Genomic DNA, 15,054 nt, shown 5'->3' with positions numbered 1-15,054 from the left:
CGACCTGGGCCTGCGTTGCGACTTGGGCGGACAGGGCGTCGGCCATCAGGCGGCTCCGTCTTCGGGGGAGTCTTCGGCTGGCGCGTCTTGCGGCAGATCGAGCGACATCTCCACGCCCAGCGCGGCGATGGCGCGCTGCCAGCGGCTCTGCAGCCGGCCGTCGATCACGGAGCCGGCCGATTCGACCTGGCAGCCGCCGGCGGGCATGGCCGCGTCGGCCACCCAGGCCACCGGCACGCCGGCGAATTCTTCCTGCAGCGAAGCACGCAGGTGGTCCAGGTCGGCGGGGTTCATCCGCACCGTGGCCGGACGGCCGTCGGCCACCAGCTGGCCCATGGCTTCGCGCACCACCGGCAGCAGCGCCTGGCGGTCGGACGCGAGCTCTCGGCGCAGCACCTGGCGCGCCATCGAGCAGGCCATCTCCAGCACCTGTACGGCGATGCGGTCCTGTGCCTGGCCCAGGCTGTCGCCCATGGAGCCGGCCAGGCCCGCCAGTCGTTCGGCGATCGCGCGGCCTTCGCCGGCGACGTAGGCGTCGAGCCGTTGCGCGCCTTCGAGCGTGGCTTCGGCGTGGCCGTCCTCGAAACCCTGCTGACGACCGGCCTCGTAGGCGTCCTGCAGCTTCTTCAGGTAGCTGGGCTGGTTCTCCGCGGCCTGCTGCGCATGTGCGCGCGCGGCGGCTTCCTCGGCGACGCGCACGCGCTCGTCGACCGCCACGAAGCGCCAGGGCGCCGACCCGGCGATTTCCTCGTCGGGAATGAAACGGCTGTAGCGATGACCGCCGGAATCAGACAAAACTGTCCTCCGAGCCGCCACCCAGGACGATCTGGCCTTCGTCGGCCAGGCGACGCACGACCTTCAGGATTTCCTTCTGCTGCGCCTCGACTTCCGACAGGCGCATCGGCCCGCGCGATTCGAGGTCTTCGCGCATCGCATCGGCGGCGCGCGAGGACATGTTGGCCAGGAACTTGTCGCGCAGCTCCGGTGCGGCGCCCTTGAGCGCGACCACGAGGGTTTCGGAAGCGACTTCCTTGAGCAGCAGCTGGATGGACTTGTCGTCGATCTTGCCGACGTCGTCGAAGACGAACATCTTGTCCATGATCTTCTGCGCCAGGTCGGCGTCGTAGCCGCGGATCGCGTCGAGCAGCGGCGCCTCGACGGCCGCGCCCATCAGGTTGACGATCTCGGCGGCGGTCTTCACGCCGCCCAGCGAGGTCTTGCGCACCTTGTCGCCGCCGGCCAGCACCTTGAACAGCACCTCGTTGAGGTCCTTCAGGGCGGTCGGCTGGATGCCTTCGAGCGTGGCGATACGCACCATCACCTCGCCACGCTGGCGCTCGGAGAGGTTGCGCAGCACGCCGGCGGCCTGTTCGTAGTCGAGGTGTACCAGGATCGCCGCGACGATCTGCGGATGCTCGTTGCGCAGCAGCTCGGCCACCGACAGCGGGTCCATCCACTTCAGGCTTTCGATGCCGGAGACGTCGCCGCCCTGCAGGATGCGGTCGATCAGCAGCGAGGCCTTGTCGTCGCCGAGCGCGCGCTTGAGCACGGCCCGCACGTAGTCGCTGGTGTCGTTGACCAGCAGGCTCTGCGAGGCGGCGGCGTCGATGAATTTGCCGACGACCTCGTCGACCCGGTCGCGCGACACCACGCGCATGCGGGCGATCGTCTCGCCCAGGCGCTGCACTTCCTTCGGCGAGAGATGCTTGAAAACCTCGGCGGCTTCTTCCTCGCCGAGCGACATCAGCAGGATCGCGGCGTCGTTGAGTCCTTGATCGTCCATGGTGCTAGATGGTGCTCGCAAATGTTTCGGATGAAAAGCGCAGTAGAAGGCTTAAGCCGGTGCTTCTCCGTTGACCCACTCCTTGACGATGTTGGCGACGGCGATCGGATTCTTGCGGGCCAGCATGCGGGCCTCGTCCAGGCGAACCTGTTGCGGCGAGGCCGGCAGCAGCGCGGTTTCGTCCGGGCCGCCAAGTGCGGGGCGCGGGTTGTCGTCGCTCACCGCCAGGTTGAGCTGGCCGCCGATGGAGCCCGCGCCCCCGGCGCTGCCGTCGAGCGCGATGAAGCCCGGGTCACCCGGCGACAGCACCTTGACCGGCGGCTGGCGCATCGCCTTGAGCGCCGGGCGGATGAAGCCCATCAGCACCAGGGCGCCGAACAGGAAGGTGCCGACCGGCCAGGCCATGCTGCGGGCCAGGTCCAGGATTTCCGGCTGCTTCCACAGCGGCACGGCGTTGGTGTCGGCGGCCGCCACCATGAAAGGCGCGTTCATCAGGTTGACCGAATCGCCACGATCCTTGCTGAAACCGATGCTTTCGCGCACCAGGGCGGTCATCTGCTCGATCTGCTGGGCCGACAGTGCGGTCGGGCCGGCCTTGGCATCGGTCGCCGGTGCGTAGTTGACCACCACCGCCGCGCTCAGGCGTCGCACCGTGGGCGTGCCGCCCCGGGTCACGCGCACCGTCTTGTCGACTTCGTAATTGGTGACCGATTCGCGCTTGCTGGTGGTGGCGACCGCGGCCGCGCCGCCGCCGGTGTTGCCGGTGCCGGCCGTGATCGGTTGCGCCTGGCCGTTGATCGGCGCGGCGGGCTGGGCCGGCGGCTGGTTGGAGGTGGCGCCGGGCACGCCGGTGGGAGGGGTATTGCCGTTGGGGTTGGAGCCGCTGCTCTCGATCACCTGCTGGCTGCGCACCGCGCCGGTTTCGGCCGACTGGTTGGGCTTGTGCTGCTCGGAGGTCTGCTCGCTCAGCGAGAAGTCGACATCCGCCGTCACCGTGGCCTTGACGTTGCCGCGGCCGACGATGGGTTCCAGCATTTCCAGCACGCGGCGGGCGTAGTTCTGTTCGAGCTGCTGGGTGTATTGCATTTGCGTGGCGTCGCCACCGCCGGCGCCGTTGCCGGCCGCGTCGGGCGCCTGCGACAGCAGCTTGCCGCTGTCGTCGAGCACGCTGACGGCCGAGGGCACCATTTCCGGCACGCTCGAGGCGACCAGGTGCACGATGCCGGCGATCTGCGCGCGGTTGAGTTCGGCGCCGGGCTGCAGCGTCACCAGCACCGAGGCCGAGGGTTTCTGCTGCTCGCGGAAAAAGCCGTTCTGGTTGGGCAGCGCCAGGTGCACCCGGGCGTTCTGCACCGACGCCAGCGACTGGATCGAACGGGTGAGTTCGCCTTCGAGGCCGCGCTGGAAGGTCAGGCGTTCCTGGAACTGGGTCATGCCGAAACGGTTGCCTTCCATCAGCTCGAAACCGGCCACCGAACCCTTGGGCAGGCCTTGCGATGCCAGGCGCAGGCGGATGTCGTGCACCCGGTCGGAGGGCACCAGGATCGCGCCGCCGCCTTCGGAGTACTTGTAGGGAATGTTCATCGTCGACAGCTGGGCGACGATCGCGCCGCCGTCCTTGTCGCCCAGGTTGCTGAACAGCACCCGGTATTCGGCCTGGCGGCCCATCACGATGCCGGCGATACCCGCCACCACGAGCACCGCGACGCCCAGGCCGAGCTTGAGGCGCTGGGCACGGTCGAGGCTCGAGAGGCGCTGCGTCCAGGCGGGAGCGGCGACTGCGGGGGCGAGGGAAGCGGCAGGAAGTTCGGCGACGGCGGACATCGGGTAGATCCAAGGCTGTAGGGCGGCATTGCCCCGAGACCGAATTATTCGGATAACGCCCGGCGCCGTTGACCGGATAAGGCGCTCTTTCCCCCGCTTATTCCCCCTCGGCACTTCGGCCGGAAACTTTAGGATTGCGCCATCGAAATCCTCGGACGAGGAAACACCCCATGGACGCCATCTCCCGCCTTTCCCTGCCTCTCGACACCCAGGCCCTGACCGGTGCCCGCGCCTCCAAGGCGCTCGGCGCGCAGTCGGGCGTGGCCGGCACCCAGGGCGGCAGCTTCGGCACCGCGCTGCAGAGCGCGCTGAAATCGGTCAGCAATGCCCAGAACGAGTCGTCGGCCATGCAGCGCGAAGTGCAGCTGGACAACCCCTCGGTCAGCCTGGAGCAGACCATGGTCGCCATGCAGAAGGCCCAGATCGGCTTCCAGGCCACGGTGCACGTGCGCAACCGCATGGTGCAGGCCTATACCGACATCATGAATATGCAGGTCTGACTCGCCCCCAGGCTTCGCACTTCGTGTCTTCGCCTACCCCCTACCGGGGGCGACACTGGCAGTCCGGCGAAGCCGGCCCTGCGGTGTCCTCGAAAAGAGAAAGCGCCGAGTCTTGGTTCGTGGTCTGACTCGCCCCCAGGCTTGCCCACTGCGTGTGCCCGCCTACCCCCTACCGAGGGCGCCACTGGCAGTCTGGCGAAGCCGGCCCTGCGGTGTCCTCGAAAAGAGAAAGCGCCGAGTCTTGGTTCGTGCTCAGGCTTGCCCACTGCGGGTGGCCGCCTGCCCCCCCTGCCGGGCGCGACACCGGCGGTCCGGCAGAGCCGGCCCTGCGGTGTCCTCCAACGAAAAGCGCCGGCTTTGCGGCGCTTTTTTGGGGGCGGCGTGGGGGGCGATGGGGGTTTTGAGTCGGTGGGTGCCTGTGTTTTGGGCGATTCATAGCAAAATCGTGGGGCCGATCCACCACGCGAAAGAACCATGCGCCGTTCTCCCCGTCTCAGCGAAGCGTCCATGCTGGCCGCTGAAGCCCGCATTCCCGCGCTGGCGGCGAAGGCCGGTCGGGCGGCGCATCGCCGGGCCCTGCAGGAAACCGGGGCGGTGGTCATGAAATCGGCCGAAGGCGATCTGGTCGAGATGAAGGAAGACGGCACGGTGCGCATCCTCAAGCCGCTGCCGGCCGGCACGCCGGTACGGGTGGGCCAGGTGCTTCGACGGGTGAAGGCACCCAAGCTCGTTTCCATGCAGTGATCGCGGCGCTCGCGCAGCCGCGGCTCCGGGTTTTCGCCGGACCCAACGGGTCCGGAAAAAGCACCATCCAGCACCTGCTGCGGCCCCGGTGGATCGGGGCCTATGTCAATGCGGACGACATCGAAAGGTCGCTCGGCAGCGTCGACGGTCTTCGGCTCGCGGATTTCGGCCTGTCCACCGAGCCGGCGGTGCTTCGCCGGCGGCTGGCGGACCACCTGCACGGCTCCGGCTTTCTGCGCAAGCACGGCCTCGAAGGCGTGGCCGGCCACCTGACGCTGGCATCGGACGCGGCGCTTCGACTGCCGAGGGGCGCGATCAATTCGTATGTCGCGGCCGTGCTGGCAGACGCCATCCGGCGCGAGCTGCTCGCCCAGGGCAGCACCTTCACCTTCGAGACGGTCATGTCCTCGCCCGACAAGATCGCCTTCATGCGCGATGCCCAGGAACAGGGTTACCGGACCTACCTGTATTTCGTGGCGACCGACGATCCGGCGATCAACATCCAGCGGGTGAAACTGCGGGTGCAGCAAGGCGGCCACGACGTGCCGGAGGACAAGATCCGGTCACGGTACCGGCGCTCCATCGATTTGCTCGACGCTGCCTGCACCGCCGCCAATCGCGCCTACATCTTCGACAACTCCGGCAAGGCCCACCAGTGGATCGCCGAAGTCACCGACGGCGACGAGCTCCAGCTGCACGCCCGGGAAATGCCGGCCTGGTTCGTCCGCACCGCGCTCTGGCAGTCGTTCGAGCCGCACCCGTGACCCGTCCTGAATAGAGTTGACACCCCCGGACGTTTAAAAATGCCGGTTCAGCCGGCCAGCGACGCCCGGTGCACTGCATCGGGCGTTTGCATTTTCAGCGACGTATGCAGTCGCTCGTGGTTGTAGATCTGCACCGACTGCTCGACCACGCGGCGCGCCTGGCGCAGATCGGCCGGGCGGTTCAGTAAAAACTCCATTTTGAGAATGCCGTTGACGCGCTCGGCCAGAGCATTCTGGTAGCAGTCGTAGCCATCGGTCATCGAGCAGGTGACGCCATGGCGTCGGTGCAGCTCCTGGTAATAGGTCGAGCAGTACTGGATGCCTCGATCACTGTGGTGGACCAGGGCCTGTCGTGTCTGGCGCGACCGCAAGGCGATCTTCATCGCCTGGGCCACCTCCTCTGTCTGCAGGCTTGCATGCACGTGCCAGCCGACGATCTTGCGGGAGTACATGTCGGTGATCAGGCTCAGGTAGACGAACTTGCCAGCGGTCGGTAAATAGGTGATGTCGGCCACCCATACCTGCTCGCTGCCGGTGGCATGGATTTGCTGCGGCCCCGCCTTGAGCAGGTTCGGATGCCGCCGGAAGCGATGATGGCTGTCGGTGGTCTTGTGGTACGCCCGCCTGGGCGTCACAAGCAAGCCAGCATTACGCAGCACATCGAAGAGCGCGTCACGGCCCAGGCGGATGCCCTGGTCCTGCAGCGGCTGGCGCAACATGCAGTGGAGCTTGCGCGTGCCTACGCGTGGCTGGCGCATGCGCTGGTCGCGCACGAGTTGCACGACAACGTGTGCCTGCTCGGTACGCCGCGCCTGGCGGCTGCTGGCTTGGTAGAAGGCCTGTCGGCTCATGCCCATGTGTTGGCAAGCCCTGCTCACGCTCAGTCCTTGGACGAGCTTTTGCGCGAGGACTTGCCCAAAGGCTTTTTTACGATGCGCACCCCGTAGTCCTTCTTGAGCACGTCGACCACGGCTTCAAAGAGCTGCGCCTTCTCCTGAGCCAGCCGGAGCTGGACCTGCAAGGCTTTGATCTGCTGCTCGGGTGTGAGCGATGAGGCGGTCTTGTTTAACGGCATGGCTGCCGATGATGCCGCCACGCCCCAACTCTGGCGACCATGCTTGCGCAACCACACCAGCACCGTGCTGCGGCCCTGAATGCCGTACCGCATCTGAGCCTGCTTGTATGTCAACTCGCCTTTTTCTACCTGCGCGACAACTGCCAGCTTAAAAGCCAGCGTGTAGTCACGCTGCGTGCGCTTGATCCCTGATTCCATGACACATGCCCTTTCTGCAAGGTCGAGGTGTCAACGCTGGGCAGGACGGGTCAGCCCCATAAAAAAAGCCACCTGCGCAGGTGGCTTTTTCGCTGGAGGACATCGCAGGTCCGGCTTTGCCGGCCAGTGCCGCCCCCCCGATGGGGCCGGCAGCGGCCGAGCTCGGGGGTCAGTGCATCGTCTGGGGTTGACCCTGCATCAGCTGATCGAACTGCGCCAGCCAGGGTTCGGCCAGGCAGCGGATCTCGGCGTCGTTGCGCAGGATGCGCTGCATGATCTTGATCTTCTCGGTGCGGTGCTCCGGAGGGAGATCCTCGGTCTGCGCACGGAAGTGAAGCTGTTCGATCAGGACCGCGCAGGCGCCTTCGTAGCGCACCACTTCTTCCCAATCCTTGGCCTTGGCGGCGTCCAGCATCTTGCGGCTGCTGTCCTCGATGGCCTTGTAGTAGTCGATGAGCAATCCGGACATGTCAGGCTCCCACGGGGGCAAAGGGGAAAGATGCCGCCGGGCGGACCTGCTGGGCCTCGCCGGCGATGCCGCGCCAGCCACCGGCGATCTCTTCGACCAGGTGCAGGACTTCGGCGATGGGTTCGTCGTCGCTGCGCAGGTTGGCCAGCGTCAGGCGGCGCACGCAGTAATCGTAGAGACCGCTGAGCCGATTGGCCAGCTCGTCGCTGCGGTCCGGGTTCAGGCCCAGCTTCAGGCCTTCCTCGATGTAGCGCACGGCCATGCCGATGTGCTGGCACTTGGCGGTGGTGTCGCCCTGTTCGAGGCTGATGCGGGCTGCACGCAGCGATTGCAGGGTGCGTTCGAACAGGATGTTGATCAGCTGGTAGGGGCTGGCGCCATCGATGCTGGCTTTACGGTAACTGGAGGCGGCGCGGGCGCTGGCGGGGGAAAACATGGTTGCTTCCTCGATCTGTTGCTCTTGTAATCTTTATCGGATCCGTACCGGCAAAATGAAGTGCCGTTACGCAGGAATAAAAAAATACCTTACGCACCCTCAAGTTAGCTGGAGCTCTTGTTCCAGTTGGTGACCTGCTGGCTGACGTAGGCGCTCAGCGAATTGAGGCTGGCCATGCGGGTGTCGAGTGCGCTGTATTGGGCGTTGAGGCGCGCTTCCAGGGCGGTGGCACGGGCGGTCACCTTGTCCTGCTCGGACAGGTTGCGCTTGTCCTCGGCATTGAGCGCGTCGGTCTTGGCGTTGAGCGTGCCGTCGAACGACAGCATGGCGCTGGTCAGCGCCTTGAACTTCACCGCGATGCCGTTCGAGGCCTCGCCCGCGTCCTTGGTGGCGAACAGCTTCTTCACGTCGGCCGCGCTGTCGCGGGTCGACAGCGCCTTGCTCAGCTTGGTGTCGTCCACGCTCAGGTTGCCGCCGCGCAAGACCGAAATGCCGATGTCCGACAGCCGGTTGTAGGCGCCGCCGCTGGCGGTGACCGAGCCGATCATCGAGCGCAGCGTGTTCTGGATGCCCACCGCGGTGGAGTCGCCCTGCAGGTCGCCGGCGGTCTTGTTGTCGCTGTCGTACTTGGTCTGGGTGCTCAGCAGGTCGTTGATGGCGTTGTACGCGTCGACGAAGGCCTGGATGTTTTTCTTGGTGGTGGCGGTGTCGGCGGTGACGGTGACATCGGCCGCGGTGGTCGTGACCTGCGAGGCGGTGAAGGTGAGCCCCGGCACCGCCTGGCTGAAGGTGCGGTCCGACGAGGTGACGTCCACACCGTTGATCTGCGCGAGCGTGTCCTGGGCGGCCTGCTTGGTGGTGAACGCCAGCGAGCCGAGCGGACCGGAGCCGCTGGTGCTGACGGTGAACGCGTTGGCAGCGCCCGTGGAATTGGAGCGCATCACCAGGCGCTGGCCGCTGGAATCGGTCACCACGGAGGCGGTGACACCGGCGCCGGCGTCGTTGATCTTGGCGGCGATGCCGCTGAGCGAGGTGTCGTCGCCGTCGACGATGTTCACCGTGACGGCCGCCGCGCTGCCGACCTGCAGGGTGATGCTGCCCAGCCCCATCGTGGTGCCGGCGGCGACCACGCCCGAAGCGCTGGTCTGCGACTGGGCGAGCTGCGAGACGCTGAAGGCGTAGTTGCCCGGCGTGGCGACGCCGCTGACGGTGGCGTTCACCGCCGAGGCGTTGCTGGAGGCCACGGTCATGGAATTGAAGCCGCTGTCGAGCGTGAGCTTGGACGCGGCGTCGGCGAAGGTGGAAACCAGGCCCTTGATCTGCGCGAAGCTGCTGATCTTGGTCTGGATCGATGCTTCCTTGGTCTGCAGCGCGGTGATCGGCTGTTTTTCCAGGGCGACGAGCTGGCTGACGATGGACTTGACGTCCAGGCCGCTGCCCAGACCGACCGACGAGATGCTGGCCATGAGGAACCTCTCAATCTCAGTGAATCATGCCGCGGGCGGCAAGCAGAAAAGGCGACGAGGGTCGAAAGACCTTCGTCGCCGTGGAGGCCGGGCGGCGCATCGCCGCCCCGCGCCCCGACCGATCAGCGCAGCAGGGAGAGAACACCCTGCGGCAGCTGGTTGGCCTGCGCCACCATGGCGGTACCGGCCTGCTGCAGGATCTGCGAGCGCGACAGGTTGGCGGTTTCCGTGGCGAAGTCGGCGTCGACGATACGGCCACGGGCGGCGGAGATGTTCTCCGACTGGATCGCGATGTTGGAAACCGCGTTCTCGAAGCGGGTTTGCAGGGCGCCGAGGTCTGCACGCGAGCTGTTGACCGAGTCGATGGCGGCGTCGATCTTCTTCAGGGCGGTCCAGGCGCCGGCCTGGGTGCCGATGTCGATGCTTTCCACACCCTTGGTGTCGTCGTCCGAGCTGGCGGCCGTCAGGGTCGTCATGGTCACGCCGGAGTTGGCGGCGGTGAAGCCGCCGAGGGTCACGGTGGTGGCCGTCGGGGTGGCGGCCGAGGTGTCCATGGCGTCGGAACGCATTTCCAGGCTGAAAGTGCCGTCGTCCTTCTTGGTCACGAAGGCGGTCACACCGGTGTCGGCGGTCTTCGCGTTGATCGCGGCGGCGACCTGGCCGAGGCGCTCGGAGCCCGACGAAGCGGCGGCGATCTTGTCCAGGCTGACGGTGGTGGAGCCGACGTCGATGGTCAGCGTGCCGGCGGCGATCTCGGTGTTGTAGCCGGTGATCGTGGTGGCATCGATGCTGGCCTGGCTATTCTGGGCGAAGGCCACGGTGCCGAGATCGGCGCCCTTGGCGTTGGCCAGCGCGCCGACGGTGATGTTGTCGCCGCTGTTGGCACCGACCTGGAACACCGCACCGGCGAAGGAGCCGTCGAGGATCTTGGCGCCGTTGAAGGTGGTGGTCTTGGCGACACGGTCGATTTCCGAGGACAGCTGGCTCACTTCGGCCTGCAGGGCCTTGCGGTCGCTGGCGCTGTTGGTGGCGTTGCCCGACTGGACGGCCAGTTCACGCATACGCTGCAGCATGTCGCCGACCTTGCCCAGCGCGCCTTCAGCGGTCTGCGCCAGCGAGATGCCGTCGTTGGAGTTGCGCGATGCCACCGTCAGGCCCTTGACCTGGGTGTTCATGCGTTCGGAAATCGCCAGACCGGCAGCGTCGTCCTTGGCGCTGTTCACGCGCAGGCCGGAAGACAGGCGCTGCATCGCGGTGGACAGCGACGACTGGGAAGTTGCGAGGTTCCGCTGAGCGGTCAGCGAAGCGACGTTGGTGTTGATGGTAGAGGCCATTTAGAAGCTCCTGACTGAAAAAATCATCCGGCAAAAGCGCCGATCTCAACGCTCCCCGACTGTGGGGAGCACCCAGACCGGCTTGCCCCGGTCAACGAACCCCTAAGCGGATCCATTGCTCTTGTTTTCGTACCCCTGGCGGAAAACTTGAGGGGTACTCCAAGAAAAATTTGCGTTTTCTCTCGGAGAGTGGCTCCTGCAGCGCCGCAATCTTCGGGGTTTCCTATCTGTTGCAGCGCGGGAACTGGGCAGATTTCCCGCCGCTTTTCCCCCTCTTGTATCGGCAACGTTTCAGCAGAATTCAATCCGCACCAGCGATAAGCCAGCCGAGTAAAGGCGGCTTACCACTCCGGCGGTAAGCCGGTCTTTCTTCATCAGGAACTACCGTCATGGCATCCACCATCAATACGAACATCGCTTCGATGACCGCTCAGCGGAATCTGGCGAGCTCCCAAACCACCCTGTCCACCGCGATGCAGCGCCTGTCCTCGGGCCTGCGTGTCAACAGCGCCAAGGACGACGCAGCGGGCCTGGCCATCGCCGAACGCATGAACACCCAGGTCAAGGGCCTGACGGTGGCATCGCGCAACGCCAACGACGGCATTTCGCTGGCTCAAACGGCCGAAGGCGCGCTGAGCAAGGTCGGCGACATGCTGCAGCGCATGCGTGAACTGGCCGTTCAGGCCGGCAACGCCACCAACAGCGCCAGCGACCGCAAGGCCCTGCAGGCCGAAGTGAGCCAGCTGTCCTCGGAAATCGACCGTGTCGCCAAGACCACCACATTCAACGGCACCAAGATCCTCGACGGCTCCTTCGCTGGCGCCGTGTTCCAGGTCGGCGCCAACGCCGGCGACAACATCTCCATCGGCGCACTGGCCGACGCCCGCGGCTCCAGCCTGGGCTCCATCGCCTTCGCCGAGTCGAGCGTCACCAACATCGACACCGCTGCCGTCACCACCGGCTACGCCTCGCCGATCGCCGCCGGCGACATCTCGATCAGCGTCAACGGCACCACGATCAGCCTCGACGCCATCGGTTCGGCCTCCTCCGGCTCCGAACGCCTGGGCCAGGTCGCCGCCGCGATCAACGCCAGGACCGCCGACACCGGCGTGACCGCCTTCGTGACCAAGCAGGACAACGGCAGCTTCAATATCGAGTTCCGTTCGGACAAGCAGGACATCAGCACCAACACGCCGACCGCCGCGATCCCGACCATCGCCTTCTCGGGCACCGCCGCGCAGTCGACCGTAGGCTTCGCCGCCCCGACCTTCGCAGCCGCCGCCACCACCGCCGAAACCCAGGGCATCGACAGCATCGACATCGGCACCCAGGCCGGTGCCTGGACCGCGCTCAAGAAGATCGACGCGGCGATCGACGCGGCCAACTCCTCGCGCGCCGACCTCGGCGCCCTGCAGAGCCGCTTCGAGAACGCCATCTCCACCATCGCGGTGCAGAACGAGAACATCTCCGCATCGCGCGGCCGCATCGTGGATGCCGACTTCGCAGTGGAAACCGCCAACCTGTCGCGTGCCCAGATCCTGCAGCAGGCCGGCACCGCCATGGTGGCGCAGGCCAACCAGCTCCCGCAGAGCGTGCTGCAACTGCTGAAGTAAGTCGCTCACACGCCCGCGTGATAGGGCAGCTTTTCACCACTAAACTGCCCGATTGCGTTTGAAAACCATCGAGGCGTGCAGCGTGCGAGCGGCACGGTGCACGCCTCTTTTCTCTTTTTGCGGAATCACCCATGGCCACCGTCACGATCGACCAATTCATCGAAAACTTCGTCAGCGCCGTCGACTTCCAGGACGCGGTGGAGATCACGCCGGAGACCGAGCTGCGCAGCCTGCCCGAATGGGATTCGTTGGCCGCCCTCGGCGTGATCGTCATGTTCGACGTCGAGTACGGCAAGACCGTGGTGGGCGACGACCTCAAGCGCTCGGTCACCGTCGCCGACCTCTACCAGCTGCTCGGCTGAAAGGAGCGGCGGCCATGGCCTACGCCCTGCTCGAAAAGGTCCGCTTCGCCGGCCTTGCCAGCGCCGTGCCCCGGCACAGTGTCTCCAACCTCGACTGCCCGCCCGAGCAGCGCTCCGAGCGCGAGCGCCTGGTGCGCAACATCGGCATCGCGCACCGGCGCCAGTCGGCGGCCGAGGTGTGTTTTTCGGATCTGGCGCAGGCCGCCGCGGAAAACCTGATCGCCGAGCTCGGCTGGCAGAAGGACGAGATCGACGCCCTGCTGGTGGTCACCCAGTCGCCCGACTATCCCTATCCCGGCACCGGCATCCTGCTGCAGGACCGCCTGGGCCTGCCGCACAGCTGCCTGGCTTTCGACATCAACCTGGGCTGCTCCGGCTATCCCTACGGCCTGTTCGTGGCGGGCAGCATGCTGTCGGCCGGCCGCCTGAAGAAGGTGCTGGTGCTGGTGGGCGACAAGTCGACCAATCCCAATTCCAAGGACCAGGGTTTCGCGGTGCTGTTCAGCGACGCGGCCACGGCCACCGCGCTGGAATACGACGAGAGCGCGCCGCCGATGCATTTCGACATGTTCAGCGACGGCGCCGGATACCAGGCCATCTACTGCCCGGCCGGCGGCAACCGCAACCCGATCAAGCCGGAGCACCTGCAGGAAACCACCAACGCCGAAGGCATCACCCGGCGCGCGGTCGACATCGTGCTGGACGGCCCGGCCATCCTCAATTTCTCCATCACCCGCATTCCGCCGGCGGTGCAGGCGCTGCTCGGCAAGGCCGGTGCCGAGGCGGAGCAGATCGACTATTTCTTCTTTCACCAGGCCAACCGGATGATCAACGAGACCATCCGCAAGAAGCTGCGCCTGCCGGAGGAAAAAGTGCCGACCACGCTCTACGACTACGGCAACACCAGCTCGGCCTCGATCCCGCTGACGATGACGGTGCATGCCCGCGAAGCACTGCAGCATGGCGGTGGCCGCAAGGTGCTGATGAGCGGTTTCGGCGTCGGCCTGTCGTGGGCCAGCGCCATCCTCGACATCGCCGGCGCGAAGATGCTGCCGCTGGTGGAGATCTGAAGCGATGGCCATCGCCAACCCGTTCACCCTCGAAGGCAAACGCGTGCTGGTGACCGGTGCCAGCTCCGGCATCGGCCAGGCCATCGCGCTGGGCGTGGCGTCCATGGGCGCTGAAGTGCTGGCCCTGGGCCGCGACGCCGCCCGGCTCGACGAAACCCTGGAGCGCCTGCGCGCCGCCTCGCCCGCCGCGCACGCCGTGTGCCAGGCCGACCTGACCCAGCCCGAAGGCGTGACCGCCGCCGCCGCCGCCGTCACCGCGCCGCTCGACGGCGTGGTGCACGCAGCCGGCATCTCGCGCCTTTCGCCGTTTCGCCAGATGACCCTGGCGCACCTGCGCGAAGTGCAGTCGATCAACGTCGAAGGCCCGCTGCTGCTGACCCAGGCCATCCTGCGCCGCAACCTGGTGGCCGCCGGCGGCTCGATCCTGTTCATTTCCTCCATCGCCGCGCACATCGGCGTGCCGGGCGTCGGCGCCTATTCGGCCAGCAAGGCCGCGCTGATCGCCGCCACCCGCTGCCTGGCGATGGAAGTCGCCAAACGCAAGATTCGCGCGAACTGCCTGTCGCCCTCGCTGGTCGTCACGCCGCTGTTCGAGCTCGCCATGCAGACCGCCGGCGAAGACTCCATGGCGCGCCAGGAGGCCAACCATCCGCTGGGCTTCGGCCGGCCGGAAGACGTGGCCAACGCTGCGGTGTTCTTTCTGTCCGACGCCAGCCGCTGGATCACCGGCACCACGCTCGTGATGGACGGCGGCCTCACCGTGACCTGAGCCCCGCCGCGATGCGCAACCTGCTGATCGTGGGCGCCGGCGGCTTCGGCCGCGAAGTCCTCACCTATATCGAGGACGACAACCCGCTGTTTCGCCCCAAGGGCTTTCTCGACTCGCGTACCGGCGCGCTCGACGCCACGCCGCGCTCCATCGGCATCGTCGGCGACCCGCTGAGCTATGTGCCGGTGGAAGGCGACGTGTTCATGGCCGCCCTGGGCGACCCGCGTGCACGTTTCGACTACACCCGGCCGCTGCGCGAAATCCACCAGGTCGACTTCGCCACCGTCGTGCATCCGCAGGCGCACGTCACCCGCCATGCGCGCATCGGCCGTGGCTGCATCGTCGCGCCGCGTGCCGGCATTTCGGTGGACGTGCAGATCGGCGACTTCAGCTGCATCCAGGAATACGCGGTGATCGGCCACGACGCGCGCATCGGCGATTTCTGCCAGATCAACAGCCACTGCACCATTGCCGGCGGCGCCCGCATCGGCGACTTCGTCACGGTGCATCCCAACTCGGTCATCACCTCGGGCGCGGTCGTCGGCGACGGCGCCACCGTGGGCGCCGGCAGCGTGGTCGTCGGCCGCGTGCCGCCGGGCGTCACCGTGCTGGGCAACCCGGCGCGGCGATTCGAATTCCGTTAGACC

General features: G+C 66.6%; 16 protein-coding genes. 8 read left to right on the top strand and 8 right to left on the bottom strand.

Features of this window, described 5'->3' with window-relative positions; translation table 11 throughout:
• Positions 1 to 45 precede the first annotated feature (45 nt).
• Genes R9X41_RS03765 through fliF form a run of 3 tightly spaced genes read right to left on the bottom strand, consistent with a single transcriptional unit; the run spans position 46 to position 3,607 of the window.
• Positions 46 to 795 carry a FliH/SctL family protein gene (locus R9X41_RS03765; RefSeq protein ID WP_318633561.1) on the bottom strand — a complete coding sequence of 250 codons (750 nt, stop codon included), beginning with the start codon at positions 793 to 795 and terminating at the stop codon, positions 46 to 48.
• Positions 788 to 1,783: a flagellar motor switch protein FliG gene (gene fliG, locus R9X41_RS03760; protein ID WP_318633560.1), complete on the bottom strand. Its 996-nt coding sequence runs from the start codon at positions 1,781 to 1,783 to the stop codon at positions 788 to 790. The genes R9X41_RS03765 and fliG overlap by 8 nt, the downstream gene beginning before the upstream one ends.
• 51 nt (positions 1,784 to 1,834) lie before the next feature.
• Entirely contained in the window at positions 1,835 to 3,607 is a 1,773-nt protein-coding gene (fliF, locus tag R9X41_RS03755) for a flagellar basal-body MS-ring/collar protein FliF (protein ID WP_318633559.1), read from the bottom strand.
• Positions 3,608 to 3,777: 170 nt separating this feature from the next.
• Here fliF and fliE point away from each other — a divergent pair, with 170 nt between their 5' ends.
• From fliE to R9X41_RS03740, 3 genes are all read left to right on the top strand, one after another.
• Positions 3,778 to 4,107 (top strand): flagellar hook-basal body complex protein FliE, encoded by a 330-nt coding sequence (fliE, locus tag R9X41_RS03750; protein ID WP_318633558.1) that lies wholly within the window; start codon positions 3,778 to 3,780, stop codon positions 4,105 to 4,107.
• 474 nt (positions 4,108 to 4,581) lie between these two features.
• Positions 4,582 to 4,851: a hypothetical protein gene (locus R9X41_RS03745; protein WP_318633557.1), complete on the top strand. Its 270-nt coding sequence runs from the start codon at positions 4,582 to 4,584 to the stop codon at positions 4,849 to 4,851.
• On the top strand, positions 4,848 to 5,615 hold the full coding sequence (locus R9X41_RS03740) for an ATPase (RefSeq protein WP_318633556.1): 768 nt from the start codon (positions 4,848 to 4,850) through the stop codon (positions 5,613 to 5,615). Before R9X41_RS03745 ends, R9X41_RS03740 begins: the two co-directional genes overlap by 4 nt.
• 47 nt (positions 5,616 to 5,662) lie before the next feature.
• Here the strand turns inward: R9X41_RS03740 and R9X41_RS03735 are convergent.
• The 5 genes from R9X41_RS03735 to R9X41_RS03715 all read right to left on the bottom strand — a co-directional run bounded on the left by R9X41_RS03735 (position 5,663) and on the right by R9X41_RS03715 (position 10,593).
• Positions 5,663 to 6,888, bottom strand: a protein-coding gene (locus tag R9X41_RS03735; RefSeq protein ID WP_318630877.1) for an IS3 family transposase whose coding sequence is annotated in 2 segments (ribosomal slippage) — positions 5,663 to 6,544 and positions 6,547 to 6,888 — 1,224 coding nt in all. Because the reading frame shifts where the segments join, the coding sequence is not laid out codon by codon here.
• A 169-nt stretch (positions 6,889 to 7,057) separates the two neighbouring features.
• A complete protein-coding gene (locus R9X41_RS03730; protein WP_318633555.1) occupies positions 7,058 to 7,357 on the bottom strand; it encodes a flagellar protein FliT in 300 nt (99 codons plus the stop codon).
• Between the two features lies 1 nt (position 7,358).
• Positions 7,359 to 7,793, bottom strand: coding sequence for a flagellar export chaperone FliS (gene fliS, locus R9X41_RS03725; RefSeq protein WP_318633554.1), 435 nt, complete (start codon positions 7,791 to 7,793; stop codon positions 7,359 to 7,361).
• A 104-nt stretch (positions 7,794 to 7,897) separates the two neighbouring features.
• Positions 7,898 to 9,259 (bottom strand): flagellar filament capping protein FliD, encoded by a 1,362-nt coding sequence (gene fliD, locus R9X41_RS03720; protein ID WP_318633553.1) that lies wholly within the window; start codon positions 9,257 to 9,259, stop codon positions 7,898 to 7,900.
• Between the two features lie 122 nt (positions 9,260 to 9,381).
• Positions 9,382 to 10,593 carry a flagellin gene (locus tag R9X41_RS03715; RefSeq protein WP_318633552.1) on the bottom strand — a complete coding sequence of 404 codons (1,212 nt, stop codon included), beginning with the start codon at positions 10,591 to 10,593 and terminating at the stop codon, positions 9,382 to 9,384.
• Between the two features lie 389 nt (positions 10,594 to 10,982).
• On the opposite strand from R9X41_RS03715, the gene R9X41_RS03710 reads away from it, so the two are divergent.
• The 5 genes from R9X41_RS03710 (at position 10,983) to R9X41_RS03690 (ending at position 15,051) form a co-directional block, all read left to right on the top strand.
• Entirely contained in the window at positions 10,983 to 12,206 is a 1,224-nt protein-coding gene (locus R9X41_RS03710) for a flagellin N-terminal helical domain-containing protein (protein WP_318633551.1), read from the top strand.
• Positions 12,207 to 12,337: 131 nt separating this feature from the next.
• Entirely contained in the window at positions 12,338 to 12,568 is a 231-nt protein-coding gene (locus R9X41_RS03705) for an acyl carrier protein (RefSeq protein WP_318633550.1), read from the top strand.
• A 14-nt stretch (positions 12,569 to 12,582) separates the two neighbouring features.
• Positions 12,583 to 13,638, top strand: a complete 1,056-nt coding sequence (locus R9X41_RS03700; RefSeq protein WP_318633549.1) for a ketoacyl-ACP synthase III — start codon at positions 12,583 to 12,585, stop codon at positions 13,636 to 13,638.
• A gap of 4 nt (positions 13,639 to 13,642) precedes the next feature.
• The gene (locus tag R9X41_RS03695; protein ID WP_318633548.1) at positions 13,643 to 14,407 is read left to right on the top strand and encodes an SDR family NAD(P)-dependent oxidoreductase; all 765 of its coding nucleotides are present in this window, start codon (positions 13,643 to 13,645) and stop codon (positions 14,405 to 14,407) included.
• Between the two features lie 11 nt (positions 14,408 to 14,418).
• The gene (locus tag R9X41_RS03690) at positions 14,419 to 15,051 is read left to right on the top strand and encodes a NeuD/PglB/VioB family sugar acetyltransferase (RefSeq protein ID WP_318633547.1); all 633 of its coding nucleotides are present in this window, start codon (positions 14,419 to 14,421) and stop codon (positions 15,049 to 15,051) included.
• Positions 15,052 to 15,054: the final 3 nt, after the last annotated feature.

Source organism: Xylophilus sp. GOD-11R (assembly GCF_033546935.1).
Taxonomy (GTDB): domain Bacteria; phylum Pseudomonadota; class Gammaproteobacteria; order Burkholderiales; family Burkholderiaceae_C; genus Xylophilus.
The sequence above is the reverse complement of the archived record's forward strand: the minus strand, read 5'-3'. Positions and strand labels throughout refer to the sequence as shown.

Coding starts and splice junctions, on each gene's coding strand:
- fliG (WP_318633560.1), bottom strand. CDS start 1,783: ATGGACGATCAAGGACTCAACGACGCCGCGATCCTGCTGATGTCGCTC.
- fliF (WP_318633559.1), bottom strand. CDS start 3,607: ATGTCCGCCGTCGCCGAACTTCCTGCCGCTTCCCTCGCCCCCGCAGTC.
- fliE (WP_318633558.1), top strand. CDS start 3,778: ATGGACGCCATCTCCCGCCTTTCCCTGCCTCTCGACACCCAGGCCCTG.
- R9X41_RS03745 (WP_318633557.1), top strand. CDS start 4,582: ATGCGCCGTTCTCCCCGTCTCAGCGAAGCGTCCATGCTGGCCGCTGAA.
- R9X41_RS03730 (WP_318633555.1), bottom strand. CDS start 7,357: ATGTCCGGATTGCTCATCGACTACTACAAGGCCATCGAGGACAGCAGC.
- fliS (WP_318633554.1), bottom strand. CDS start 7,793: ATGTTTTCCCCCGCCAGCGCCCGCGCCGCCTCCAGTTACCGTAAAGCC.
- fliD (WP_318633553.1), bottom strand. CDS start 9,259: ATGGCCAGCATCTCGTCGGTCGGTCTGGGCAGCGGCCTGGACGTCAAG.
- R9X41_RS03715 (WP_318633552.1), bottom strand. CDS start 10,593: ATGGCCTCTACCATCAACACCAACGTCGCTTCGCTGACCGCTCAGCGG.
- R9X41_RS03710 (WP_318633551.1), top strand. CDS start 10,983: ATGGCATCCACCATCAATACGAACATCGCTTCGATGACCGCTCAGCGG.
- R9X41_RS03705 (WP_318633550.1), top strand. CDS start 12,338: ATGGCCACCGTCACGATCGACCAATTCATCGAAAACTTCGTCAGCGCC.
- R9X41_RS03700 (WP_318633549.1), top strand. CDS start 12,583: ATGGCCTACGCCCTGCTCGAAAAGGTCCGCTTCGCCGGCCTTGCCAGC.
- R9X41_RS03695 (WP_318633548.1), top strand. CDS start 13,643: ATGGCCATCGCCAACCCGTTCACCCTCGAAGGCAAACGCGTGCTGGTG.
- R9X41_RS03690 (WP_318633547.1), top strand. CDS start 14,419: ATGCGCAACCTGCTGATCGTGGGCGCCGGCGGCTTCGGCCGCGAAGTC.